Raw genomic sequence first — 23,855 nt, forward strand, 5'->3', positions numbered from 1 at the left:
TTATAAACGATCAAGCAATTGCTTCTGGAATTTTACTCTAAATACATTAAATTTTAACCCACATGTTTTACAACAGTGTAAAAAACAATTACTACAGGTTAAAATAATTTCACCTTTAAATTAAAACTACATCATCTCGTATCGACGATGCATTAACATTTAGATAAATCACGAAGATGAAAATCAATCGTGAATTCATGAGAATCCATCATGCAGCATAACCGAAAACCAAGTCATTAAAAGAAAAAAGAAGATTAAGATACTGAGGTACCCTATCTGCATTCAGGAGTAGCTTAAGCCTCCACATTTTATGAAAATGTTAAATGGACTACTTCTTTCTGTAAGTAAAAACCAAATGATAAGCAAGTTAACCGGGTAGAGCCTTGGCTTAAATGGAAGAGTGCCCAGCAGTAATCCGAACGTTAAAAAGCTGTACAACATATAACGTAGAAAGAAAATCGTAAAAAATCAGCCGACTTTTACCCTGCGTCAAACGATCAAGGCTTTCAAAATCATGTTCACCAACTACCAAACCAGGTATTTGTTAGGAGATCAGCAATAGGAGTCCATAAAAAGTATTGATTAGATCACTTGCTCCAGTGCAATCACATCGCACAACCAACGCCTGGCTGAAAATGAAGCACAATACAATCGGGTTGCAGCGAGCTTGAACAAACAGGACCAGGCTTGAAAAGAGAATCCGCTACTCCTCTGATGAACGTGAAACCAACTATCTCGTAGAAAATTGAAAGAACAGTCTTTAATTTAAATCCGAGACCCGATGAAATCAGAGGAACTGAGGAAAATTCAAGCCCCGATCAAAGAGAAATACCGGGAGCAGCCTACAGCGGCAATCATCACCCTGCAAGCAAGTGGAGAAATTGGAGCAGGCATTTCCTGCAAAGTAGCCACAGGAAAAGCACTGGTTGAAGCTGGTCTACACCCGGCTACGGGGGGCAACGGCATGCTCGCCTGCTCCGGAGATTTGCTTTTGGAAGCCTTGGTAGCTTGTGCCGGAGTTACACTTCGGGCGGTATCAACAGCTTTGGAAATCCCGATCGAACAAGGCAAGGTGATCGCCGAGGGCGACTTGGATTTCAGAGGAACATTAGGCGTAGCGAAAGACGTGCCGGTAGGCTTCAAAGCAATTCGACTTTCTTTTGAGTTGGCTTGCAATGCAAGTCCTGATCAACTCGCTGCAATTGCCAAACTAACAGAACGATACTGCGTGGTTTATCAAACGCTCACCAAGGGAGTCCCCATTGCAACAAGCTATGCGACGCATTAATCCAGAAGAAGTTCCCAGCCTTAACCGAGCGATTGCATCGCTTGGTTAAGGCTGGCTGGAAATGCAACACCATTGCAATCGTGCAAAAGCAAAGGGATTTCGATTTTGGAATTTGAAATTATAAACCCCCGACCCATCACCCAATAAGGCCGGGGTTTCTCATTCAGGATGGTTCAATAATTCCAAGCATTTCAAGAAATTGCGGACGCCCCTGCAAGGCAATGCGGGCAATCGCTCTAAAATCGGAATACCAATCCTGCAAGACATCTACGGCTTTGTCACGGGCTTTGGTGGCATCCTGCGCTTCACCGGACTCCTGCTTTAAACGGGCTAACTGGTCTTCCACAGCCAGCACCAGGTCCATGCCAGCCTGTAACTTTTCTGCCGTAACACCAAACTCACTTATTTTAGCCATAGCCGGTTCATCAGCCATCAGGTTGGTGTAAAACAGCCGTGCCTGGCTGATCCAACCGGAATAGCTTTGTTTGCGCCTGCCATTAAGCTGAAGCTTAGTCCACATACCTGCATCATTTTTAAAAGCAATGCGGGCAATTTTTACGTAGTTCATGTATGTATGATGAGCTTCCGAACGTTTTAGTCGTAGCTCATCGCTGGCACCATCTTCCTCACCAGCTTCTTTAACCTGCTTTGCCTGCAGGTTCTGAGCGTTGGTCAAGATGACTTTGCCTGCAGTCAGTTTCTCGGGCGTATAACCCAACAAACTCATCAGTCCGGCAACTTCGGGGTGCCTTAAGGCATTGTTGATGCCTAAGTCAGCCTTCAGTAATAATTCATCAATCTCTTTGTTCATAATGCATACATATATTTAGTTAGTGGGTGATCAAATTAATTTTAATCACTCTTCACACACAAACATCTTACTTACACAGCTAAAACGATCAGTATCCGCTTGGTTCTTGATCATTACCTGCCGGAATTCAAAACGACCAGACAGAATCGGGAGCTTACCATTCCGAATGGTAACAAGACTGCCTGGAATTGCAATAAGACCACTCGAAATTGAGACAAGACCGCCCGGAATTGCAGGAAGACCGTACTTCTGCTATTTCCTGCTGTTTTTTGTCAAATCCCGGGCAAACGGGCAGTACTGGACCATGGATGGTGCGGTGCTTTCAGCCTTTTACGAACTCTCCCGTCCTATTATCTGTAATTGGGGCCAGCAAGCGATCGTTTTTCCCGGCCAACGACGCCACTCAACCGGGTGTTTATCAATACGATTACACAAGTTAAAACAAATTGAACTTAATAGCAACTTTAATTAAATTACGAAGAAGCCTGGGGCCCCTCTTACTGGCGGGTTTTAATTGATTCGAAGGTGCGGCTAATTCTGATTCTACCGAGCTTGGTTTTGAATATGCATTTGGGGGCCAGGCAAATCAATCGCAAACCGGAGCCTGCAACACCCCAAAGAAAGTTTTTCTATTGACTTACTGATCGGATGACTTTGAGCCGTCCGATCAGTAAAAACCCGGGCTCGCTGGAGGTGCTACACGATGCAATCATGCGGCAGCGAAGGGCTTATACTTTTAACGAATCAAGGATTTACAATATTCATTTTTTTACTTCTAATAGTAATTTCTTTCCCAGGATAACAATCAAAGGAATTGATATAATTACCAAAAAACCACTTAATTTATTTGCAGTTTCTAAGCCAACATATTTAAAAATTAAAAAACTCTCAATTTGAACCATTAAGTTCAAAACTGAATGAAGTAGAATTGTCGTCCCAATACTTCTTGTTTTATAATATATCCAACCGAAGATTAATCCAATTACAAATACACCCCAAATTTGCAATGGTTTTCCATGTACTAATGCAAATATTAATGCAGAGAAGATAACTGCATACCTAGGAGCGTATTTTGTTAATAATCCCCTTAGTATAATACCCCTAAAAATTATTTCTTCTAGAAATGGAGCAATCAATACAGCACCAAGTATAGCTAAAGGCCTATTAAATGGATTAGATAACTCTGTTTTAAAATGAAATATTTGATTGATAAGATTATTTATCGGCTTATTGACTCCAACTGAAAATATAAAAAGCAGAACTATCATTAAATAAAGGAATCGGCTCTCTACAAGTTTGAATTTCCAATTGAATCTTTGATTTCTATGATGATTAACCCAGTAAGAAATGCTTATAAATATTAAACATACTAATACATAAAATATTATCTGATTTAATTCATTCGTTGAATATGAATTAATACCAATAAATAATAAAAAGGGCATTGACAGTAACAATGCAGCAAGGAGCAGACCTATTATTTGAATAATTCTATTGGGGAAAAATGTTTCTTTCATACATGCAGCGCTTCAACCTTCTATCTAAGGGATGAAAAATATTTTTAGGCAAATTTCAAAGGGGGCTTCTGTCCAGCAGCACAGAACTGCGATGCGAGAATCCGCAGTTTACTACCACCAAACCCACCCTGGAATTTACAAAGTATTATAAGCTGGCATCTTTGGTTTAAATCCCATTTTTTTGTGAATAAATATGGTAATTATTAGACGCATTACTTCAACAGAAGATAGAATAACAAACATGGTATTATTGTTTACTATGTCTACTTTCAAAAAATCCAATATTACTGATAGAAATCCAAACGACAGTCCAAACCAAAATATTAATCTGGGTATAAATTGAAGGTAATATATCCAGATTCCCATAACCTTATTTTTATATAAAAAGAAGGCCGAAAAAATCATCGATATCAAAACAGTTATCATTAATGCACTCATCCAGAAAAAATTCATGCTTAATTTCATTTTGTCCGAAAGAAGAAAAATGATTATAGAAATGAAATCTATAATTCCAAAAATCTTAAGTATTGTTTTCATACCTGTAACCCTATTTATAGTTCAATTATTGATTAGTCTGTTACACTTCCTTATAACCAGGACATATCAAACATATGTTATTATGTTCTATTTAGCAAACTTTTAGGTGTCGGACCTTACTAGTCCAACATTTCCGTTTCAATATCAGTGGCATTGATCCAGCCTGCGCGAACCTTTTCACCAGCCATAAACCGATTGTAAAAGTTTCGGGTAGCCGCCTCAGCATAGGGATAATCCTCAAAACGATCGCCTTGTCCAAACATCCGTGGATCGCCTTCTGCCTTGAGTTCTGCTTCCATTTGCTCTGCCAGTTGGGCTTTAATTTCCTGGTAATCCGGCTTTGCGGCAAGGTTGCGCAGGCATTCCGGATCATTGGATAGTTGATACAACTCTTCAGCCGGTCGTTTCCCAAAGTTCATCTCCCAAAACCAGCTTTCACCATTGGCTCTCAGGTTGTTCAGCACCCAGCTTTTAGTAGGCGATCCATCACAATTCATATAACCGGTTTCCGGGTTTCCCGAAGGCCAGCGTTCCGGATGATAATTCCTCAGGTAAAGAAACTCTTTGGTCACAAGCCCGCGAATGGGGTACCCCTGATCATCAGGTCGCCCCATGTCATGACGCTCTTTTCCAATCACCATAAATTCCCGGCCGCATGCATCCGACAAATTCTCAAAAACAGGCAATAAACTCTCTCCTTCCATCGGTTGCATGGTAGGCTCCTTCACGCCGGCAACGTCCAAAAAAGTGGGAGCAAAATCGGTAAAACTCACAAAGTCATCCACCACTCGTCCCGGTTTTTCGATTCCTTTGGGCCACATAATCGCCAGCGGCAGGTGGTTCGAAAGCTCATACTCCATCCCTTTAATCCGGGGAAAGGGCATTCCATTGTCGGCGGTAACAACCACCAATGTATTTTCAAGAAGTCCTTGGTCTTCCAGCATTTTCAGCATACGCCCCAAATGCTGATCAAAATACTCAATCTCAAAAGCATAATCCAACATATCGTAACGAACTGAATCATTGTCGGGCCAAAAGCCAAATACCTGGTCAATATCTGTTAGGCTTTTGCCTCCTTTCTCTACGCCTGCCCGAAACTCGTACGCCCGATGGGGTTCTGTGGATCCATACCAAAAACAGAAGGGCTGCCCCTCTGCCCGCGCCTCCAGGAAAGTTTCAAAATTGGCCGCATAATCAATGTTCGAAATGAACCTGGCCGGCGGTGTTGTTTTCAATTGATTGAACGCAGGGCCAAGCAGCTCGCGCCTTTTTCCATCAATTTCGCCCGGATTGCCCGGTGCCCAGCCTTTGGCCGTATGACCAACAAAATACCCCTGCTTTTGCAAGGCCTCGGCATAGGTCTCAAATTTCTCAGGGAAATAAGGCACATGATTCGCAGCGGCTTCCAGTTGCCAGCTGTTTCTCCCGGTAAGAATGCAGGAGCGCGAAGGAGCGCATTTGGCATTAGGCGTATAGGCGCGCGTAAACAGAAGTCCTTCGCGGGCCACGCGGTCAAAGGCCGGAGTTTTAACCCAATCACAACCGTAAGCTCCGGCATGTGGGAAAGACTGGTCATCGGCTATACAAAATAGAATATTGGGAGGCTGCTCTGTGGATTGCTCCGCCTCCTGACAAGACGAAAAACAGCCCCCCAACAGCAAAGTTCCAGAAGCCAGAATCAAAGGTAAGTTTCGTTTCATAAGTTCGTTAGTTTGAGTAATTGCTCCTTAAAACTAGGAACATTCTTCAGAAGAAAAAACCCCTTGAAGCATGAAAACGAACAAATTCCATCTCTTTTGTGCGTCGGTTGAAAGAGCATCTTTCTCCTATCGCGTAATCCTGTTACAACACTTTTCCGGCAGGCAATAATCAAGAGGGATTATTCAGCTTTTACCATGGCTTTTTTTACCTTTGAATGCATTTTATAAAGCAATAATTTATGACACCCTTATTCTGGATCATTATTGGCATCCTGATTTTTGATTTCGTCCTGGAACGTTGGTTGGATTACCTCAATACCACCCGTTGGAGTACTCAATTGCCCGACGAAGTAAAAGGAATTTACGATGAAGAAAAATACCGGAAGCAACAGGCTTATTCAAGAACCAATCATCGGTTTGGCATGCTAACCAGTTCTTTCAGCTTTGTGTTGCTGATGTTGATGTTCTTTTTCGAAGGGTTTGCCATTGTCAACAACTGGGCGCTATCGGTTTCCTCCAACCCCATTTGGGCAGCCCTCTTGTTCTTCGGAATCCTGATGCTAGGCTCCGACCTGCTTACCACTCCTTTCGACTGGTACAGCACGTTTGTGATTGAAGAAAAATACGGGTTCAACAAAACAACCGTGAAAACCTACCTGCTCGACAAACTGAAAGGCTGGCTGCTAGGCGCGCTCATTGGAGGCGGCTTGCTGGCGCTTATTATTTTCATTTACCTGAAAACCGGCGAGTGGTTCTGGGTGTATGTGTGGCTGGTAGTGAGTGGTTTTTCGGTTTTTATGGCCATGTTCTACTCTTCGCTTATTGTGCCGCTTTTCAACAAGCAAACGCCCCTGGAAGATGGGGAACTAAAACAAGCCATTGAAGATTTCGCCCGTAAGGTGGGCTTCAAGCTGGATAATATTTACGTGATTGATGGCAGCAAACGATCGACCAAGGCCAATGCCTATTTTTCCGGATTAGGACCCAAAAAGCGGATTGTTCTTTACGACACCCTGATCAAAGACATGGAAATACCAGAGTTGGTAGCCGTTCTGGCTCATGAAATTGGGCATTACAAAAAGAAACATATTATCTGGAGCTTGCTGATTGGTCTGCTTCAAACCGGCTTGATGCTGTTCATCTTTTCATTGCTGATTGACAGCCCGGCACTATCGGCGGCTTTAGGGGTGGCCAAACCCAGTTTCCACATCGGGCTCATTGCTTTTGGCATTTTATACTCCCCTTTGTCGTCAATCATGGGCGTTGGGATGAATCATTTATCGCGTAAGAATGAGTACGAAGCCGACGACTTTGCCGCTCAAAACTACAGCGGTGAACCACTGGCTTCAGCCTTGAAAAAACTATCGGTCAAAAACCTGAGCAACCTGCGTCCCCACCCGGCTTATGTTTTTGTCCATTATTCGCACCCGCCACTCTTGCAACGCCTGAAGGCCCTGCGTGGAAAGTGATAAGAGAGGGTGAGCAAGGAAGGAAGAGAGAGAGAGAGAGAGAGTGTGTGTGTGTATGTGTGATACGAAATATAAAAGACTGCAACCATTGAATGATAAAACTATGGAACGAATAAAAACACATCGAGACTTGAAAGTTTATACAAAATCTTTCGAAGCAGCCATGAGAATTTTTGTTTTATCCAAGTCTTTTCCAAAAGAGGAAGCCTATTCACTTACTGATCAAATTCGCAGATCATCGCGTTCGGTGTCCAGCAATATTTCGGAAGCTTTTCGCAGAAGAAAATACCCAAAGTCATTTACCAACAAATTAAATGAAAGTGAAGCGGAAGCAGCAGAAACTCAAAATTGGCTTGATTTTGCAGTAGCATGCAGCTATATTTCTCAGGATGACCATGAAACCTTAAATCAAGAATACGAAAACATTATTGGAATGCTAGTCAACATGCAGCGTCACCCCGACAAATGGAGCATCTGAGACTAATCTCATATTCTCAAAAGCTCACAGTCGCAGTCGCACTCACACTCGCACTTTCTCTAAATGAAAACAGGAACTAAAAGGAAATGAAAGCAGAAATTATTACCATAGGAGATGAAATCTTAATTGGTCAGGTGGTTGACACCAACTCAGCCTGGATGGGCGAACAGCTCAACCTGCACGGCATTGAGGTTTTTCAAATTACGTCGGTGCACGACAAGCACGACCACATTATGGAAGCGCTGGCCAATGCCGAAAAGCATGCCGATCTGGTGCTGATTACCGGGGGGCTTGGCCCCACCAAAGACGACATTACCAAAAAAGTGCTGTGCGATTATTTCGATTCTCAGCTGGTGCTGGATGAGTCAGTGCTGCAGCGCGTAACCGAACGTCTGACCAAACGCAATGTGGCTATGAACCAGTTGAACAAGGATCAGGCGCTGGTACCTGACAAATGCACGGTGCTCACCAATTCCACAGGAACAGCTCCGGGAATGTGGTTCGAAAAAAACGACACCATTTTTGTTTCCATGCCCGGCGTACCTTTCGAAATGAAAAGCATCATGAGTGAAGAGGTGCTTCCACGATTGGCGTCCAACGGCAAAGCAAAATCAATTTATCATCAAACGGTATTGGTTTACGGCATCCCCGAGTCCATGCTGGCCGAAAAAATTGAACACTGGGAAGAAGCCCTTCCGGATTTTATCAAACTGGCCTACCTGCCCAGCCAGCTTATGATTCGCCTTCGCCTCAGCGCCTATGGCAATCAAATGGAGCAAATGCAAACAGAAGTTCATCGGCAAATCGACCTGCTGAAACTGCTCATTCCAGAGAACATATTTGGGTACAATGGCGATACCCTGGCAGGCGTAACCGGCCAGCTGCTTGCCCGTTTGGGAGCAACGCTGAGCATTGCCGAAAGCTGCACCGGAGGTAATATTGCCCATTTGTTTACCTCCAACCCAGGCAGTTCAGCCTACCTGAAAGGTGGAATTGTCGCTTATTCCAACGAGGTGAAAACCGCCGTTTTGGGGGTGAAACCACAAACGCTGGAAGCGCATGGAGCCGTGAGCCAGGAAGTAGCACTTGAAATGGCTCAAGGAGTGCAGCAAGTGCTCCAAACCGACTATGCCATCGCCACCACAGGCATTGCCGGCCCCGATGGTGGTACGCCCGACAAGCCGGTGGGCACCGTATGGATTGCAGTTATTAGCAAACATAACATCAAACTGGAACGTTATACTTTTGCACACAACCGCGAACGAAATATTTTGCGATCGTCGCAGGCAGCCATTAACTTGTTGCGCCAACTTATTTTGACGGAGCAACCAAGTTTGGCATGATTATTTCTTGAAAAATCAGCTTTGCGCTAAAATAAATTACGAGCGCTATTAAGTATATGTAACAGGTGAATAATTCATTCAACTGAAACGTTCTTAAATCGATCAGCGAACCAATACGCCAAATTAACCCAAGCGTATAGGAGGCTAAACGTTAGTACAATTAAAAAAAACAATAAAAATGAAAAAAGTAATTCTGACCGTATCGGTGATTATAATTCTGCTTCTGGCAGCAATTATCATTGTTCCAATCGCTTTTAAAGGTCCTTTGCTGCAAAAAGTAAAAACTACCATCAACAACCAGGTGAATGCCAAGGTGGAGTTCGAAGACTTCAACCTGAGTCTGTGGCGAAGTTTTCCCAATGTCTTGATTGAGCTGGAAGGCCTGACGGTTGTTGGAACCGGCGATTTTGCCCAGGACACATTGGTAAGCATGCAATCACTGGCAACAGATATTTCCTTAAGTGATTTGTTCAAAGGCGAAGATTTCACCATTCAAAGTCTGCGTTTAAAAGAAGCGCAGGTCAACCTGCTGGCCAGCCAAGCCGGACAGGTGAACTGGGACATTGTTAAGGCCAGCGATCAGGTAGAAACGGTTGAAGAATCGGGCGAAGGCATGGCCATTTCGCTGCAGGACATCGAAGTGCGCGACTTAAGCCTGATTTACAAAGACGAAGCCTCGGCCATGGTGGTGGCCCTGATGCATGCCAACCTGGATGCCAGCGGACGCATGGAAGGAACAATTACCCACTTTGACCTGGATGCAGAAGTTGGCGAGTTTAAATTTGAATACGACTCCACCGAGTACCTGAGCAACACCGTTTTGAAAGTTAAAAGTCAGCTGATGGCCGACTACGATAAAATGAACTTTGAATTCGGGGAATCCACCCTTCATCTGAATGAGTTGCCCCTTGACCTGAGCGGACGCTTTGAAATGCCTTCGGACAGCATGTACTTCGATCTGAAGTTTAAGCAACCCCAAAGTGATTTTACGACCTTGCTGGCCATGGTGCCACAGAGCTACCAGAGTTATCTGGAAGATATTAAAACCACCGGAGAAGCTGGTTTTGAAGGAATGGTGAAAGGCTGGTACTACGAAGATGACATGCCCGAAATTGACCTGCGCTTATTGGTTAAAAACGCAAGCCTGAACTATGCAGGTTCACCTGAAAAGATTGAGCAAATCTCGATGGATGGACACATCAGCAAGCCTCAGGGTGACTTTGATCTGCTGACGGTGAACGTTTCCAAAGCTCATGCGCAAATTCGCGAAAATCCGATTGACGCCCGCCTTATCATTACCACGCCCATGAGCGACCCTCAGTTTGATGCTTACTTCAACGGAAAAATCGATTTCACCCGCTTGGCTGAGATTATTCCGATGGACAGCATGGAATTGAAAGGAGTTATGGATGGTAACCTTGCCGTCAAAGGACGGATGTCAGCCATTGAAAAAGAAGATTATCAGAAAATATCATCTTCCGGTGCTGTCAACTTTAAAGATTTTAGCATTAAAACCCCCCAAATTAATCAAACCGTTGAAATTAGTTCGGGCTCTTTAAAAGTGGACAACACGGCAATTACCCTTAGTTCGCTGAACGCCAAAACCGGGCAAAGTGACTTTCAGCTCAAAGGAAAACTGTCGAACTACCTGCAATACTTCCTGATGGACAAAACCTTGAAAGGTGATTTCACGCTGAGTTCAAATTACCTGAACTTTAACGAGCTGGCAAACCTGATGGCAGAGGATACGGTAACAACAACAGCTGTAACAGACAGCGTTATTGCTTTCCAGGTTCCGGCTAACCTCGATTTGGCCTTCAACTCCAACATCAAGCGGGCTACTTTTGATAAAATGGACATTCAAAACATCGTTGGGTCGATTGTGGTGAAAGACCGGATGCTGGTTTTGAAACAGCTGAATATGGACATGTTGCAAGGTAAAATGACCGTAGATGGCTCCTACAAAAGTAACGATGCCAACCAACCTTTCTTCGACTTTAATATGAATATCAGCGCCATTAAAATTCCGGCGGCTTATCAGTCGTTTGGCCTGATGCAGCAGTATATTCCCATTGCGGCACGCAGCCAGGGAGACATTTCAACCCAAATAAAATTCAACGGACAGCTCAATGAAAAGCTTGAAATTATTACGTCAAGTCTGGACGGAGATGGACTTTTCAACACACAAAACCTGCAAATCGTTGATTCCCCCACCTTCGATCAAATCAAGAATTTTATTAAAAAGGAAAAGCTAAAAAATGTTAAGGTTGATGATTTCACCGCCCACTTTAGCCTGAATAAGGGCAATGTGGAAATGAAGCCATTTAAAACCAAAATTGCCGACCAGGATGTAGACATTCACGGTAAACTTTCAGTAACAAAGGTGCTCGACCTGAAGATGGACTTTAAGGTAAACCGCGATGATTTGAGCGGGGATATTGACAATGCTCTGGGCTTTTTGCCAGGCTCGAAAAACATCACCCTCATTCCGATTACGGTAAACATTGCCGGCGATTTAACCCAACCCAAAGTATCGCTGGATTTAAGCCAGGCCAAAAAGGAAATTCAGGAAGAAGTAAAAAAGTCAACCAAAAAAGAACTGGATAAATCGGTTGAAAAAATAGGAAACCAATTAAAGAAGTTATTTAACTAACTCAGGCTGTTGCCAAGTCTCTTAAAGCCTATTCGAAGATAGGCTTTAAGAGACTTTTTTAAATCAATAAACCAAACTAACCATGAAAAAAACAATTCTCCTGCTGCCACTGGCAGCAATGCTGGCCTGCGGGCAAGTGCCGAAAGATTCCAGCGCCCCCTTAAGCTCAGGCAATCCGATAGCCGAAGGCTGGTATGCCGACCCCGAAGTCGCGATTTTAAACAATCAGTACTGGATTTTTCCAACTTATTCGGCCAAATATGAAGAACAGGTTTTTCTCGACGCTTTTTCTTCAGATGATCTGGTTAACTGGACCAAGCACGAACACGTGATTGACACCGGAATTGTAAGCTGGGTGCACAAAGCCATGTGGGCCCCATCCATTATTGAAAAGGACAACAAGTATTACTTGTTTTTTGCCGGGAATGACATTCAAAATGAATCCGGCCCCTTGTACGATGCCAAGCTGGGTGACAAAAACAAGCAGGGCGGAATTGGTGTTTGCGTGGCTGATAAGCCCGAGGGCCCCTACTCCGATTTGCTGGGAAAACCACTGATTCAGGAGTTTTACAACGGCGCCCAACCCATCGATCAATTTGTATTTAAAGCCTTGGATGGCAAGTACTACCTGGTTTATGGCGGCTGGGGCCATTGCAACATCGCACAAGTCAGCGATGACTTCACCCAACTCATTCCTTTTGAAAATGGTGAAATGGTTCGGGAAATTACGCCGGAAGGCTATGTGGAAGGCCCAACCTTCTTTATTCGCAACGGTCAGTATTATTTCATGTGGTCGGAAGGTGGCTGGGGCAATTCCACCTATAAAGTGGCTTATGCCATTGCCGAAAGTCCGTTTGGCCCTTTCAAGCGCATGGCCACGGTCTTGGAGCAAGATCCGGATATTGCCACCGGAGCCGGTCACCATTCGGTTCTGAATATTCCCGGAACCGATGACTGGTACATCATTTATCATCGTCGGCCAATTCCGAACCAGGACCGCGACCATCGGGTGATTTGTATCGACCGCATGTACTTCAACGAAGATGGAACCATTCAACCCGTGAAAATGACTTTTGAAGGCGTCAGACAACGTACACTCCCTTCGAGCTAACAAATAGGTAACACTGCATTTCAACAGGAACTGGCAAAAGAACAGCCTGTTGAAATGCGTTTTCGCTCTCCTCCCCCGTTCTTCCGTACAAAACTTTTGGAGTTTGTTCTTCTTTAAACTTGTTTTCGTAGCTTTGCAACGCAATAAAAAAACAATCTCATGGACGAAGACCCTGGTCATCAGAAAAACGAATTATTAACCTCGTTGTAGGAGGGCCAGCTGCCTCCTGCGCAAGAATTAAAAGGAGGCAAAATCATGCTTAAAATCTTCAAAAGCTTTGGTGGTTACGTGCAAATCCCAAAAGCTGAAAATGGCTGCTGGATCAATGTTGTTCAGCCATCTCAAGACGAAATCAATCGCATTCAGACCGAATTTAATGTTCCTGCTGACATCATTCAGGATATTCTTGACGTGGACGAACGACCGCGCTATGAGGTTGATGAAGATTGGTCGCTGATCATTCTGCGCATTCCGGTGGAAAGCCCGTCCAATGGCGTGCCCTATTATACCGTTCCGCTGGGCATTTTCCGAACAGAAAACTTAACCATTACCTTGTGTTCAGCCCCCAACGAGGTGCTTCCTGTTGATAAGCCTGCGCTGTACCGGGGACAAGGCCTGTTGGTTCATGATGATTTGAATTTTGTAATCAAGCTGTTTCTGCGCTCCGGAAGCACTTACCTGCGCTACCTGAAACAAATAAACCAGCAGACCGCACTTATTGAAAATGAACTGGAAAAATCCATTCGAAATAAAGAGCTGAATAAGCTGCTGAAGATGGAAAAATGCCTGGTCTTTTTCATTACTTCACTAAAAGCCAATGAAATAGTACTCGCTAAACTTCGCAATGCACTGAAAAAAGACATTACGGAGTTGAACGAAGATTTGCTGGAAGATGCCATCATTGAGAACAAGCAGGCTCTGGAAATGTCGCAGATTTATTCTGATATTCAGAGCGGAATGATGGACGCATTTGCTTCGGTTATTTCCAACAACCTGAACGTGGTGATGAAACAGCTGGCTTCCATTTCCATCATCCTGATGATTCCAACCTTGATTGCCAGTTTATACGGAATGAATGTTCCCAATCATCTGGAGGACAATCCCTGGGCCTTTTTCTTTGTCATCTTAATTTCGGCCTTCCTGGCACTGGTGGGGATTATTATCTTCCGAAAGAAAGATTTATTCTGAACTCAATTGATTATCTTTCTTGGTAACGGACAAGCAAGATTTTCAGCAACTTAGCGAATACGAAAGTTGAGCGCCTCCCTTTTCGATGCCGGGGATCATTGGTTTGCCAACTAACGCAAAGACCTCTGAAGGTTGAATTCAGAGGTCTTTGTATTTTTGGGGTAGTCGATTTTAGTCTTCCCGAAAATTCCCGGCAAGCTTGTTACAGCGAGTCACGCCAAATGAGTTTGGGAGGTAGTGTTTCAAACACTTTCTGCTTGTTGCCAACAAAATGGGCCGCCTTCCGCCCCATCTCTTCAAAATCGACCGAGATCACGGTTATACCGTTGCCCACAATCTCTTTCATCGGAGAATCATTGTAGGAAATCAGTCCAACATCTTTTCCCAACACCAGCCCTTGACGTTTGCAGGATTTGATGATATAAACCAAATCATCCTCTTTAATCACCAGGTAAGCCTGACCACGTTCGATGCTCTTATTTTTGATGCGGGAAATAACAGCATGCTTCAGCTTATTCTCCTGACAAAAGCCTTTAAAGGTATCAATTGCCACCCGTGGGTGCGGGGTCGATTCCGGAAAGACCATGTTAAACTCGTCATAAGTCGCAATTCGTTCCAAACCTTGCTGCAGGCAGTTGTAAAAGGCTTGTTCAAAATCCTGCACAATGTAGGCTATTTCACGATCAGCTGGTTTTCCCATATCCAGAATTAACAGCTTGTTCGGGTCAATTTTCCGAACCACCTTTTCAATGCGGTCATTCTGAATATTCATTACCACATACATGCTGTATCTGCCCAAACTATTCAAAATAAGCTGTTCAAACACATCCGGATTGTAATGATGAAACAGCAAATCAACCGTGTAATTCTCTGGTAAAATCGTTCGAAAGCTGGTGTAAAGTTGCTCTTTAAACGCACTAAAGTCATCCAGCAACACCATTACTTTAAATGACTCATGGCTTACAAAATAGCCTTTGGTTGGTGTTGACGAAATTACACTGCGCTGCTTCAATGTGGTGTACGCCTTAAAAACAGTATCCCGGGACAAACCGCTTTCGCGGCTGAGTTTATTAACCGATGGCAAAAAATCGCCTTCATTCAAAACGCCACTGCTAATTGCTTCATTAATGGCATGAATCAATTGCTGCATTTTGGTCTGCGATGAAGATTCATCCAACTTAAATGTAAATTCCATACTTCTATAATTAATACGCCCCCACTTTGTGCCTCCCAACAAACAAGCCTCAAAAACACATCAATCCAAATGCACTTTCAGGCATCGGTAGCCATAAATACCAATTACCACAAAGCAAATAAAGGGCAAAATGAAAGAGAAATTAACGGCTGGCAACCAGGCAATCGTTCCCTGGTCGATAATCAACCCTTGCAACGGCGGCATTAAAGCACCGCCCACAATGGCCATCACCAAACCGGCAGCCCCAAGGGTAGCATCATCTCCAAGACCATGAAGAGCAATCCCGTAAATGGTTGGAAACATCAGCGACATAAAAGCCGAAGTAGCCACCAGCAAATACAGGCCGGGCATTCCCTGAATCAGAATCACTCCCGTTGTTGTCAGCATTCCTCCAACTGCAAATAAAGTCAGCATTAGCCGGGCATTCAAATATTTCATCAAAAAAGTACTGATAAAACGGCTCATAATAAAGATGGCCATCGCAACAATGTTGTAACGTTGTGCCTCAGCTTTGGGTATTCCCAGGTTGTCAGCATACTGAATGATAAAGGTCCAGCACATGATTTGTGCGCCCACGTAAAACACCTGGGCAATCACACCTTCACGGTATTTGGCATTTTTGATTAGCCGCTTGAAGATGTCTTTGGCATGAATGGTATGATCAGCTTTGGCACGCGTTGGCATTTTCGCCAAAGCAATAACCACAAACATGAAAATGACAAAAAAGCCAAGTATAACATACGGATTACGAATAACCTGCAAATCCTGGGTGCGAATAGCGGCCTTTTCAGCGGCTCCCAGGGTTTCAAAGATCAGGTTGCCGGCAGCATCCCGCTTATCCGACTCCAGCGATGACAGAATCAGCTGTGAAGCAACAAACATCCCCAAGATGGATCCCATGGGATTAAACGACTGCGCCAGATTCAAACGTCTGGTAGCCGTTTCTTCCGGTCCCATAGCCAAAATATAAGGATTGGCAGTTGTTTCCAAAAAAGCCAGACCGAAGGTTAAAATATACAGGGAAACCAGAAAAAATCCGAACACCTCGTACTGCGCAGCCGGAAAAAACAACAGCGCTCCAATGGCATATAAGGCCAGCCCAATAAGGATCCCCACCTTGTAGCTATAGCGTTTTATAATTAATGCCGCAGGAATTGCCATGGTGGCGTAGCCCCCGTAAAAGGCAAACTGCACCAAGGCAGCCTTGGCATTGGAAATTTCCATCACTGTTTTGAAAGCAGCCACCATCGGGTTTGTAATGTCGTTGGCAAAGCCCCACAAGGCAAAAAGGCTGGTTATTAGAATGAAGGGGACGAGTAGTTCCGAAGGAACAACTTTATGTTTTGTTTTCACGTTTAGTTTGATTTTAGTTTGTTTGGTTTATAAATTCGTTGTTTCGACCTATAGTTTTGATTTAATGGTTTGAATTGAAACACCCAACAGTTTTTCAGCAATTGGATTTAAAGCTGCTTCATCTCCTTCAAAATGAAATGTTCGCTGGAAATGCATTTTTACCTCCCCTGCTTTCAACGCAGCTGCAGAAGAGGATGATTCTAACTCATAAAACGGCCCCAATTGACTGCCATCCGCCAGAGGACCATCATTGTAGGCATTAATGGCATCGCCTTTAAATGGTTCGGCCTGAACTTCCTCCCACGAAGAATTGACATAGTCTGCTGAGGTTGAATCCAGGGAGCACAACAGGATGGTCAGGCACTGATTTTGAGCATCATAACTCCCCAAAACCGGCAAGGCTCGTTGGGGTGAAATGCCAATCTTGCTGCGGTGTTTCCCATCAGCTTTCAAATACACAGCCACATCGTCAACAGCAATGCGGTCTTCTGGAACTTTTCCAAAGTAATCATCCGTAACCACAGTCCCTTCACCCTCCTTTTTGTAAGGAACCACCAAAGTCACTTCGGGCGAGGGTTGGTACATGGACAGCATCCAGATAGATGGCATGCCTGTTTCCTTATTCCATTCAGTAGCACCGGTATTCTTAAGCTGATTCAGCGATTCGTAAGCGACCACACGAACAGATTCATCCAGCTGAATAGGCAGAAACTCTTCCAGCTCAATCGGGTCAATAATACTTACCCGCCGGGTAATTTCCATGGCAAACTCGTTTCCGGAATAGTTGGTTAGGTCAAAACTTTTCCGAAAAGTCGCCGTTTCCTGGTTGGCTTCAATCACATCCCAAGGCATCGAATCAATAGCCGCTGGCACCCGCCAGTTTCCCATGGTCATGGGTTTGCCCGGCTCAAAGTAAAACGAAAATTGTCCTCCTTCGGGGCCAATCCAAAAACGCTCTTCTCCTCCAAAAGGGTTAAATTGTTCCGACAACTCGCTGCTTCCCAGCAAATCGTGGTTGATCCATCCAAAAGAGTAGCCCGCTTCACCCGAGGTCGTGCTGGTCATTACCCGACCTTGGAATTCGGGGACCACCACTAAACGTGATGATCCCGCTACCAATTCTATTGTTGAATAATGTTCTTGAAGTTGTGTTAAATCATAGCCATACTGGCCTTTATGAAATTCCATAGGTTTCGTCTTTCTGTTATTATCGTTGCAAGACCAATTGGTTGCCATTAATGAAACAGCTAAAATGCCAATTATTATTGAAACGACTCCATGTTTCATAACAAAAATATTAAACAATATAGTTATCCATAATTTGGACCATACGTTTGACAAGCTTTGTAGTCCGCAGCTTCCTTATCCATTCCGAATGAAGCCCATGCACTTGGACGGAAGATGTCTTTTTCATCCACATTGTGCATTGAAACCGGAATCCGCAGGATTGAAGCCAGGGTAATCAAGTCAGCTCCAATATGACCATAGCTGATTGCCCCGTGGTTGGCACCCCAGTTGGCCATAACGCTGTAGACGTCTTTAAAAGCATCAGAATCATTCAAACGCGGCACAAACCAGGTTGTTGGCCAGGTTGGGTCGGTGCGTTCATCCAAAACGGAATGAACATCTTCAGGCAGTTCCACCGTCCATCCTTCAGCAATTTGAAGCACTGGTCCTAAGCCTTTCACCAGGTTAACGCGTGACATGGTCACTGGCATTTTTCCGGCCGTTTTAAATTGCGAAGAATAGCCACCTCCACGGAAATATCCCAGACTTGCCGGGCACCAGCGCGTATTGTCCAAACAAGCTTGTGCCTCATCTTCTGTTACATTCCAGTATGGTTTCATAACCGGATTGCCCTCTTCATCTTTTTGTTGAGCCGTAGCATCCAACGTTGTTGATCCGGAATTGATCAGGTGAATCACACCATCGCGAGCCAGCCCGGTAAGTTCTTTTCCGGTAACGCGCTTAACGGCTTCCGGGCTCCAGAAAGTACGAACATCAGAGAAAATCTGGGCGGTATTGGTCAATAAATGGCCAAACAACATGGGAACAGCATTCAGGCTATCGTTCTCTGTTGCAAAGATAAATGCTTCACGCAAACCATTCCAGTCAAAGGATGAATTCAGAATAGCTTCTGTAAAATCAGCATTCGGATAGTAGTCTGTCCACTGACGTTGTCCCTGGAAACCACCTGCAATGGCGTTATGTCCGCGGGCTTCTTCACCAAAGCCAAGCTCTGCCAGTTTCGGATTACCAATCATCAGGTCACGGCAAATCAGGGTCATTTTAACCACAGTTTCCCATTCCCAATTTTTACGTTCACGATCACGTAGTTTATCCGGTGCATTGCGATCTTCGCCTTCCTGGCAATTTTCTTTCACCCAAGCCAACGCTTTTTCAAACTCGTCCTGGTCATAAATGCCTTCATCCATCCTACGAATCACTTCTACCGACTCCACAAACTCTGTCCGCATGCCCAGGTAATCCTGGAAGAAATTGGCATCTACCATGGAGCCGGCAATTCCCATGGACGTGTAGCCCAACGACAGGTACGACTTGCCTTTCATTTGTGCTGAAGCCAGAGCTGCTTTTGTAAATCGGAGGATTTTTTCGCGCACATCATCCGGAATTGAGGTATCATCAGAATCCTGTACATCGCGGCCATAAATACCAAAAGCCGGCAAACCTTTTTGAGTGTATCCTGCCAGTGCTGCTGCCAAGTAAACGGCTCCAGGGCGTTCTGTTCCATTAAAACCCCACACAGCTTTGGGAATAAGCGGGTCGGTATCCATCACTTCGGAACCATAGCACCAACAAGGCGTTACAGTCAAGGAAACACCGACACCTTCGCGGCTGAATTTATCGGCACAACGAGCTGCATCAGCCACACCGCCAATGGTGGTGTCGGCAATCACACACTCCACCTTTTCGCCAGATGGGAAACGCAGGTTTTCTTCAATTAATTGAGCAGCTGCTTTAGCCATATTCATTGTCTGAACCTCAAGTGATTCACGAACTCCGCGCTCACGTCCATCAATCGTAGGACGAATTCCAACTTTAGGCAAACGGCCGATTAAGCGATTTTTCATAGTCTTTTGTATTTTTATTAGTTTATTGTATTGTGCTGTACTGTGCTGCTAAATTAAAAAGAATTCGATATAAAAAAGATGTTGGATAACATGCCTCAAATAGCTAGATTTGTACATATCTTAATTCAAATCTATGCGCATATTTAAACTCGAACTCCATTGGCAAATCCTGATTGCCCTTATTCTTTCTATCTTTTATGGCATTCTATTTCCAACTCAATATACCTTCAACCAAGAAGCAATCAGTTATTTAAACAAGAAAATCCCATCAACGGAAGTTGTCTCAAAAATAGAGTACAATCAAGGAGCCGAGTTCAACACGCTGAATGAGTTCAACGAAAACCTGAAGCGTATTTTAACTGCAGAGGAGTTTGAAACTCATAAAAATACGATTCAAAAAGCCAGTTACGACAATCCCCTGGTAAATGCAGTCAGTTGGATGGGGGATTTGTTTTTAAGATCCTTAAAAATGCTGATTATTCCTCTCATTTTGAGTTCGCTGATTTCCGGAATTACCAACATTGGAACGGGGAAAAATCTGGGACGCTTAGGACTTAAAACAATGGGCTACTATGTGCTTACATCGCTGCTCGCCATTGTTACAGGCCTGTTTTTTGTGAACTTATTTAAGCCCGGTGTTGGTGCCGATTTAAATTTTCAGCAACATGTAGAAGGGCTGGTCGACAAGCAGCGATCTTTTCGCGAGATCCTGATTGAGATTGTTCCGGAGAATATCTTCCGGGCGTTTAATCAAAGCGATATGCTTTCCATCATCTTCTTTGCCGTATTGTTTGGCTTTTTCATCACCAAGGCCGATCTTGTCAACCGCGAAATTCTGAAGAAGGCATTCAACGCGCTGTTTGATGTGATGATGAAAATCACACTCTTCATCATCAAATTCACCCCGCTGGGAATTTTTGGGATTGTTGCCAAGGTGATTGCCGATCAGGATGATTTAACCAGTCTGATGTCACGTATGGGAATTTATATGGGCACGGTAATTCTGGCTTTGGGGGTTCATTTCTTTATCAGCATCCCTCTTCTATTAAAAGTCCTGGGAAAAATAAATCCTCTAAAGCATTTCAGAAACATGACCACTCCCCTGCTAACAGCCTTTTCAACTTCTTCATCAGGAGCCACACTCCCGCTAACGATTGAGGCCGTTGAATCCAAGTCCGGCGTGTCGAACAAAATTAGCAGTTTTACTTTACCCTTGGGGGCCACGATTAATATGGATGGAACAGCGCTTTATGAATGTGTAGCGGCCATTTTTATTGCCCAGGCGTACGGACAACATCTGAGCATTGGGCAACAGGCCATTATCGTGACAACCGCTTTGCTTGCCTCCATTGGCGCTGCGGCCATTCCTATGGCCGGATTGGTAATGATTAGTGTAATTCTGGCTGCAGTCGGACTTCCGCTTGAAGGAATTGGCTTAGTCCTTGCCGTTGATCGAATTTTAGACATGTTTCGCACAGCAACTAACGTGTGGAGTGATAGTTGCGGGGCAGTTTTAATTGCTAAAAGCGAAGGCGAAACACTTCAGGTTTAGTCTTCCTTGTAAAACTCGTTTAAGGAAATAATTTCAGAAGAATGACAAACCGGACAGTTCTCTTCCGAACTGGCCATATTGAATTTAGCGTTACACGCGTTGCAACGATACCAGTTTTCATCAAACTGAAAGTTTCCGCCACGAATCAACAAGTCTTTACCTTCAACCATGGCTTGAGCAACCTTGTTACGCGCCGACTCATAAATACGAGTCAGTGTTGGGCGCGAAACATCCATGCATACGGCGGCCTCTTCCTGGGTCAGATTATCATAGTCCAGTAATTTGATGGACTCATATTCTTCAAAGAAAAGCACAACTTGTTCTGCTCTGTTTTTAGGCCCGAACACCGAGAATCCCTTCACCGAAGGCGGAGCCAATAGTCGACGTTGTCGTTTTTTACGAGGCATCTAATTATGATTTATTTTACTCAACAAATAATGATCAGCAATAACCAAGGCTGCCATTGCTTCTACAATGGGGACAGCACGTGGTAACACACAGGGATCATGACGACCTTTGGGATTGATCGTTATTTCATTTTCATCTTTATCGACCGTCTGCTGCTCTTTCAGCAAAGTCGCAATGGGCTTAAACGCCACATTGAAATAAATATCCTCTCCATTGGAAATTCCTCCCTGGATTCCTCCGGAGTTATTGGTTTTTGTACGTATACCTTTTTCTGACTTGACAAACACATCATTGTGTTCAGAACCACTCAAACGGGTACCGTCAAAACCTGAGCCATACTCAAAGCCTTTTACCGCATTAATTCCCAACATGGCATGGCCTAAATCGGCATGTAACTTATTAAAAACCGGTTCGCCCAAACCAACCGGAACGCCTTGCACAACTCCCTGAATCACGCCACCAATAGTATCGTGATTCTTACCGGCCAATTCAATCCGGGCAATCATTTTATCGGCAGTTTCCGGATCCGGACAACGAACAATATTCGTTTCAGTTTGACTCAAATCCAGTTCCTGATAGCTTTTGGTCAATTCAATATCGCCTACCCGCTGTACAAAAGCATGGATGTTAATACCGGCTTGTTTCAGCATCAACTTAGCAATGGAACCGGCTACTACGCGGGCAATGGTTTCGCGGGCCGAAGAGCGGCCTCCACCACGATGGTCGCGGCTTCCATACTTCTTCTGATACGTGTAATCGGCATGCGATGGGCGGAAGACATCTTTCAAATTGTTGTAATCATTGGAGTGCTGATCTTTATTCCGAATTAAAAAACCAATGGGTGTTCCCTGGGTTTTTCCTTCAAAAATACCGGATAGAAACTCTACCTGATCTGACTCCTGGCGCTGTGTAGTAATTTTTGACTGACCGGGTCTTCTTCGATCCAGCTCATGCTGAATAAAATCCAGGTCGATTTCAATACCGGCAGGGCAGCCGTCAATAACACCACCAATTCCAACTCCATGGGATTCCCCAAACGAGGTTAATCTGAAAATTTGTCCAAAGCTATTCATGCTTATGATAAAAAAATATTGCTCCTGAATGTTCAGGAGCAATCGTGAGAATTCGTTTTATTTCTTAGCAACCGCAACCGCAGTCACCTTGATTTGCTCCTTCTGTTGAGCAGCCTTCTTCTTCGCAGCCACAGCCACCGCTGTTACATCCGCAGCCGGCACCTTGCACAGTTGCTGCAATTTCCTCATCAGTAGCATCGCGCACTTCCAGTACTTTACCCGTAAAGAACAAATCTTCTCCAGCCAAAGGATGGTTGAAATCCATTTTTACGTTTTCATCGGTAATTTCTAGTACCAAGCCGTTCATGCGTTGACCACTGGCACTCATCATTGGAACCGTGTTACCAACTTTAATGATTTCATCGTCAAATTTTCCTTCCACCAAAAACAGGTGTTTCGGAAGATCAACAATCGCATTTTCATCGATCTGCCCGTAGGCTTCTTCGCATGAAAGATTTATATTGAAGTCGTTACCTTGCTCAAGCCCTTCTAACAGCTCTTCAAACTTAGGCATCATCAAACCAGCACCATAAACAAAGTTTAGTGGTTTCTCAGCCGTTGCTTGTTCAATCAATTCTCCGTTCGCTCCTTCGATTCTTAGATCGTAAGTCAAAGAAACCATTTTGTTTTTAGTAATCGCCATTTTAAACTATTTAGATTGATTTTGAATAATTAGTGCAAAGAAATAAAAAACATTCATATAATGAAAGGTGCCTCTTTGCTCCAACTCGCACATTTAATGATAACATCATAAAATTCGGTTGGTTTAATCTTCCCTTCAATAATTTACAAAACTTAATATTCAATATTAACCATACATGAAATAATCGGCATAAAGGCGGTCTTTCGGAACTTTTATTGGCCTATTTGGTTGTAATATTTTTAGTTCAAAAAACAACAAATAGAATTACCATGAAAAGAATCTCTTTATTCATTGGCATACTGCTCCTGCTTACTTCTACCCAACTGCTTGCGCAACGAACAGATGCCAATATCTTCGGAGATGTGAAGAGAGTGTTCAACTAACTGTGTCATGTAAACAAAAATGAATGTTTTAAAATTTACCTGATATGGGAAAAGAAAAGTT

The 23,855-nt window shown here is 43.9% G+C and carries 18 protein-coding genes; 8 read left to right on the plus strand and 10 right to left on the minus strand.

The window, feature by feature from the left end; genetic code table 11:
* Positions 1-781 precede the first annotated feature (781 nt).
* Positions 782-1,288, plus strand: coding sequence for an OsmC family protein (locus tag Q1A18_RS12635; protein WP_299580618.1), 507 nt, complete (start codon positions 782-784; stop codon positions 1,286-1,288).
* Positions 1,289-1,451: 163 nt separating this feature from the next.
* Here the strand turns inward: Q1A18_RS12635 and Q1A18_RS12640 are convergent, their stop codons facing one another.
* The 3 genes from Q1A18_RS12640 to Q1A18_RS12650 all read right to left on the minus strand — a co-directional run bounded on the left by Q1A18_RS12640 (position 1,452) and on the right by Q1A18_RS12650 (position 5,853).
* Positions 1,452-2,099, minus strand: coding sequence for a hypothetical protein (locus Q1A18_RS12640; RefSeq protein ID WP_299580621.1), 648 nt, complete (start codon positions 2,097-2,099; stop codon positions 1,452-1,454).
* 761 nt (positions 2,100-2,860) lie between these two features.
* Positions 2,861-3,616: a type II CAAX endopeptidase family protein gene (locus Q1A18_RS12645; protein WP_299580624.1), complete on the minus strand. Its 756-nt coding sequence runs from the start codon at positions 3,614-3,616 to the stop codon at positions 2,861-2,863.
* 656 nt (positions 3,617-4,272) lie between these two features.
* Complete coding sequence (locus Q1A18_RS12650; RefSeq protein ID WP_299580627.1) at positions 4,273-5,853, minus strand: sulfatase; 1,581 nt, start codon at positions 5,851-5,853, stop codon at positions 4,273-4,275.
* Between the two features lie 239 nt (positions 5,854-6,092).
* Here Q1A18_RS12650 and Q1A18_RS12655 point away from each other — a divergent pair, with 239 nt between their 5' ends.
* The 6 genes from Q1A18_RS12655 (at position 6,093) to Q1A18_RS12680 (ending at position 14,095) form a co-directional block, all read left to right on the plus strand.
* A complete protein-coding gene (locus Q1A18_RS12655; RefSeq protein ID WP_299580630.1) occupies positions 6,093-7,322 on the plus strand; it encodes a M48 family metallopeptidase in 1,230 nt (409 codons plus the stop codon).
* Positions 7,323-7,425: 103 nt separating this feature from the next.
* Positions 7,426-7,800: a four helix bundle protein gene (locus tag Q1A18_RS12660; RefSeq protein WP_299580633.1), complete on the plus strand. Its 375-nt coding sequence runs from the start codon at positions 7,426-7,428 to the stop codon at positions 7,798-7,800.
* 86 nt (positions 7,801-7,886) lie between these two features.
* On the plus strand, positions 7,887-9,143 hold the full coding sequence (locus Q1A18_RS12665; RefSeq protein WP_299580636.1) for a competence/damage-inducible protein A: 1,257 nt from the start codon (positions 7,887-7,889) through the stop codon (positions 9,141-9,143).
* A 178-nt stretch (positions 9,144-9,321) separates the two neighbouring features.
* The gene (locus Q1A18_RS12670; protein ID WP_299580639.1) at positions 9,322-11,796 is read left to right on the plus strand and encodes an AsmA-like C-terminal region-containing protein; all 2,475 of its coding nucleotides are present in this window, start codon (positions 9,322-9,324) and stop codon (positions 11,794-11,796) included.
* Between the two features lie 82 nt (positions 11,797-11,878).
* Positions 11,879-12,907, plus strand: coding sequence for a glycoside hydrolase family 43 protein (locus tag Q1A18_RS12675; protein WP_299580642.1), 1,029 nt, complete (start codon positions 11,879-11,881; stop codon positions 12,905-12,907).
* Positions 12,908-13,162: 255 nt separating this feature from the next.
* Positions 13,163-14,095 carry a magnesium transporter CorA family protein gene (locus Q1A18_RS12680; protein WP_299580645.1) on the plus strand — a complete coding sequence of 311 codons (933 nt, stop codon included), beginning with the start codon at positions 13,163-13,165 and terminating at the stop codon, positions 14,093-14,095.
* 202 nt (positions 14,096-14,297) lie between these two features.
* On the opposite strand, the gene Q1A18_RS12685 is transcribed toward Q1A18_RS12680, so the two are convergent.
* From Q1A18_RS12685 to Q1A18_RS12700, 4 genes are all read right to left on the minus strand, one after another.
* Positions 14,298-15,290 (minus strand): GntR family transcriptional regulator, encoded by a 993-nt coding sequence (locus Q1A18_RS12685; RefSeq protein WP_299580648.1) that lies wholly within the window; start codon positions 15,288-15,290, stop codon positions 14,298-14,300.
* A gap of 60 nt (positions 15,291-15,350) precedes the next feature.
* Positions 15,351-16,643 carry an L-fucose:H+ symporter permease gene (gene fucP, locus Q1A18_RS12690; protein WP_299580651.1) on the minus strand — a complete coding sequence of 431 codons (1,293 nt, stop codon included), beginning with the start codon at positions 16,641-16,643 and terminating at the stop codon, positions 15,351-15,353.
* A gap of 48 nt (positions 16,644-16,691) precedes the next feature.
* On the minus strand, positions 16,692-17,831 hold the full coding sequence (locus Q1A18_RS12695; protein WP_299580654.1) for a DUF6786 family protein: 1,140 nt from the start codon (positions 17,829-17,831) through the stop codon (positions 16,692-16,694).
* Between the two features lie 122 nt (positions 17,832-17,953).
* Positions 17,954-19,735 (minus strand): L-fucose isomerase, encoded by a 1,782-nt coding sequence (locus Q1A18_RS12700; protein WP_299580657.1) that lies wholly within the window; start codon positions 19,733-19,735, stop codon positions 17,954-17,956.
* A gap of 133 nt (positions 19,736-19,868) precedes the next feature.
* Here Q1A18_RS12700 and Q1A18_RS12705 point away from each other — a divergent pair, with 133 nt between their 5' ends.
* Positions 19,869-21,287: a dicarboxylate/amino acid:cation symporter gene (locus Q1A18_RS12705; protein ID WP_299580660.1), complete on the plus strand. Its 1,419-nt coding sequence runs from the start codon at positions 19,869-19,871 to the stop codon at positions 21,285-21,287.
* Here Q1A18_RS12705 and Q1A18_RS12710 read toward each other — a convergent pair.
* The 3 genes from Q1A18_RS12710 to Q1A18_RS12720 all read right to left on the minus strand — a co-directional run bounded on the left by Q1A18_RS12710 (position 21,284) and on the right by Q1A18_RS12720 (position 23,411).
* The gene (locus Q1A18_RS12710; RefSeq protein WP_299580663.1) at positions 21,284-21,694 is read right to left on the minus strand and encodes a DUF134 domain-containing protein; all 411 of its coding nucleotides are present in this window, start codon (positions 21,692-21,694) and stop codon (positions 21,284-21,286) included. The two genes, Q1A18_RS12705 and Q1A18_RS12710, sit on opposite strands and share 4 nt — an antisense overlap.
* Positions 21,695-22,768, minus strand: a complete 1,074-nt coding sequence (gene aroC / locus Q1A18_RS12715; RefSeq protein WP_299580666.1) for a chorismate synthase — start codon at positions 22,766-22,768, stop codon at positions 21,695-21,697.
* Between the two features lie 64 nt (positions 22,769-22,832).
* Positions 22,833-23,411 carry an FKBP-type peptidyl-prolyl cis-trans isomerase gene (locus Q1A18_RS12720; protein WP_299580669.1) on the minus strand — a complete coding sequence of 193 codons (579 nt, stop codon included), beginning with the start codon at positions 23,409-23,411 and terminating at the stop codon, positions 22,833-22,835.
* Positions 23,412-23,855: the final 444 nt, after the last annotated feature.

The organism is uncultured Sunxiuqinia sp. (assembly GCF_947495665.1).
Classification (GTDB): Bacteria; Bacteroidota; Bacteroidia; order Bacteroidales; family Prolixibacteraceae; genus Sunxiuqinia; species Sunxiuqinia rutila.

What these genes read in the sequence shown, in the direction of transcription:
- Q1A18_RS12645 (WP_299580624.1), bottom strand. Translation starts at nt 3,616, where the DNA reads ATGAAAGAAACATTTTTCCCCAATAGAATTATTCAAATAATAGGTCTG.
- Q1A18_RS12635 (WP_299580618.1), top strand. Translation starts at nt 782, where the DNA reads ATGAAATCAGAGGAACTGAGGAAAATTCAAGCCCCGATCAAAGAGAAA.
- Q1A18_RS12695 (WP_299580654.1), bottom strand. Translation starts at nt 17,831, where the DNA reads ATGGAATTTCATAAAGGCCAGTATGGCTATGATTTAACACAACTTCAA.
- Q1A18_RS12705 (WP_299580660.1), top strand. Translation starts at nt 19,869, where the DNA reads ATGCGCATATTTAAACTCGAACTCCATTGGCAAATCCTGATTGCCCTT.
- Q1A18_RS12710 (WP_299580663.1), bottom strand. Translation starts at nt 21,694, where the DNA reads ATGCCTCGTAAAAAACGACAACGTCGACTATTGGCTCCGCCTTCGGTG.
- aroC (WP_299580666.1), bottom strand. Translation starts at nt 22,768, where the DNA reads ATGAATAGCTTTGGACAAATTTTCAGATTAACCTCGTTTGGGGAATCC.
- Q1A18_RS12675 (WP_299580642.1), top strand. Translation starts at nt 11,879, where the DNA reads ATGAAAAAAACAATTCTCCTGCTGCCACTGGCAGCAATGCTGGCCTGC.
- Q1A18_RS12640 (WP_299580621.1), bottom strand. Translation starts at nt 2,099, where the DNA reads ATGAACAAAGAGATTGATGAATTATTACTGAAGGCTGACTTAGGCATC.
- Q1A18_RS12720 (WP_299580669.1), bottom strand. Translation starts at nt 23,411, where the DNA reads ATGGCGATTACTAAAAACAAAATGGTTTCTTTGACTTACGATCTAAGA.
- Q1A18_RS12700 (WP_299580657.1), bottom strand. Translation starts at nt 19,735, where the DNA reads ATGAAAAATCGCTTAATCGGCCGTTTGCCTAAAGTTGGAATTCGTCCT.
- Q1A18_RS12680 (WP_299580645.1), top strand. Translation starts at nt 13,163, where the DNA reads ATGCTTAAAATCTTCAAAAGCTTTGGTGGTTACGTGCAAATCCCAAAA.
- Q1A18_RS12670 (WP_299580639.1), top strand. Translation starts at nt 9,322, where the DNA reads ATGAAAAAAGTAATTCTGACCGTATCGGTGATTATAATTCTGCTTCTG.
- Q1A18_RS12655 (WP_299580630.1), top strand. Translation starts at nt 6,093, where the DNA reads ATGACACCCTTATTCTGGATCATTATTGGCATCCTGATTTTTGATTTC.
- Q1A18_RS12685 (WP_299580648.1), bottom strand. Translation starts at nt 15,290, where the DNA reads ATGGAATTTACATTTAAGTTGGATGAATCTTCATCGCAGACCAAAATG.
- Q1A18_RS12665 (WP_299580636.1), top strand. Translation starts at nt 7,887, where the DNA reads ATGAAAGCAGAAATTATTACCATAGGAGATGAAATCTTAATTGGTCAG.
- Q1A18_RS12650 (WP_299580627.1), bottom strand. Translation starts at nt 5,853, where the DNA reads ATGAAACGAAACTTACCTTTGATTCTGGCTTCTGGAACTTTGCTGTTG.
- Q1A18_RS12660 (WP_299580633.1), top strand. Translation starts at nt 7,426, where the DNA reads ATGGAACGAATAAAAACACATCGAGACTTGAAAGTTTATACAAAATCT.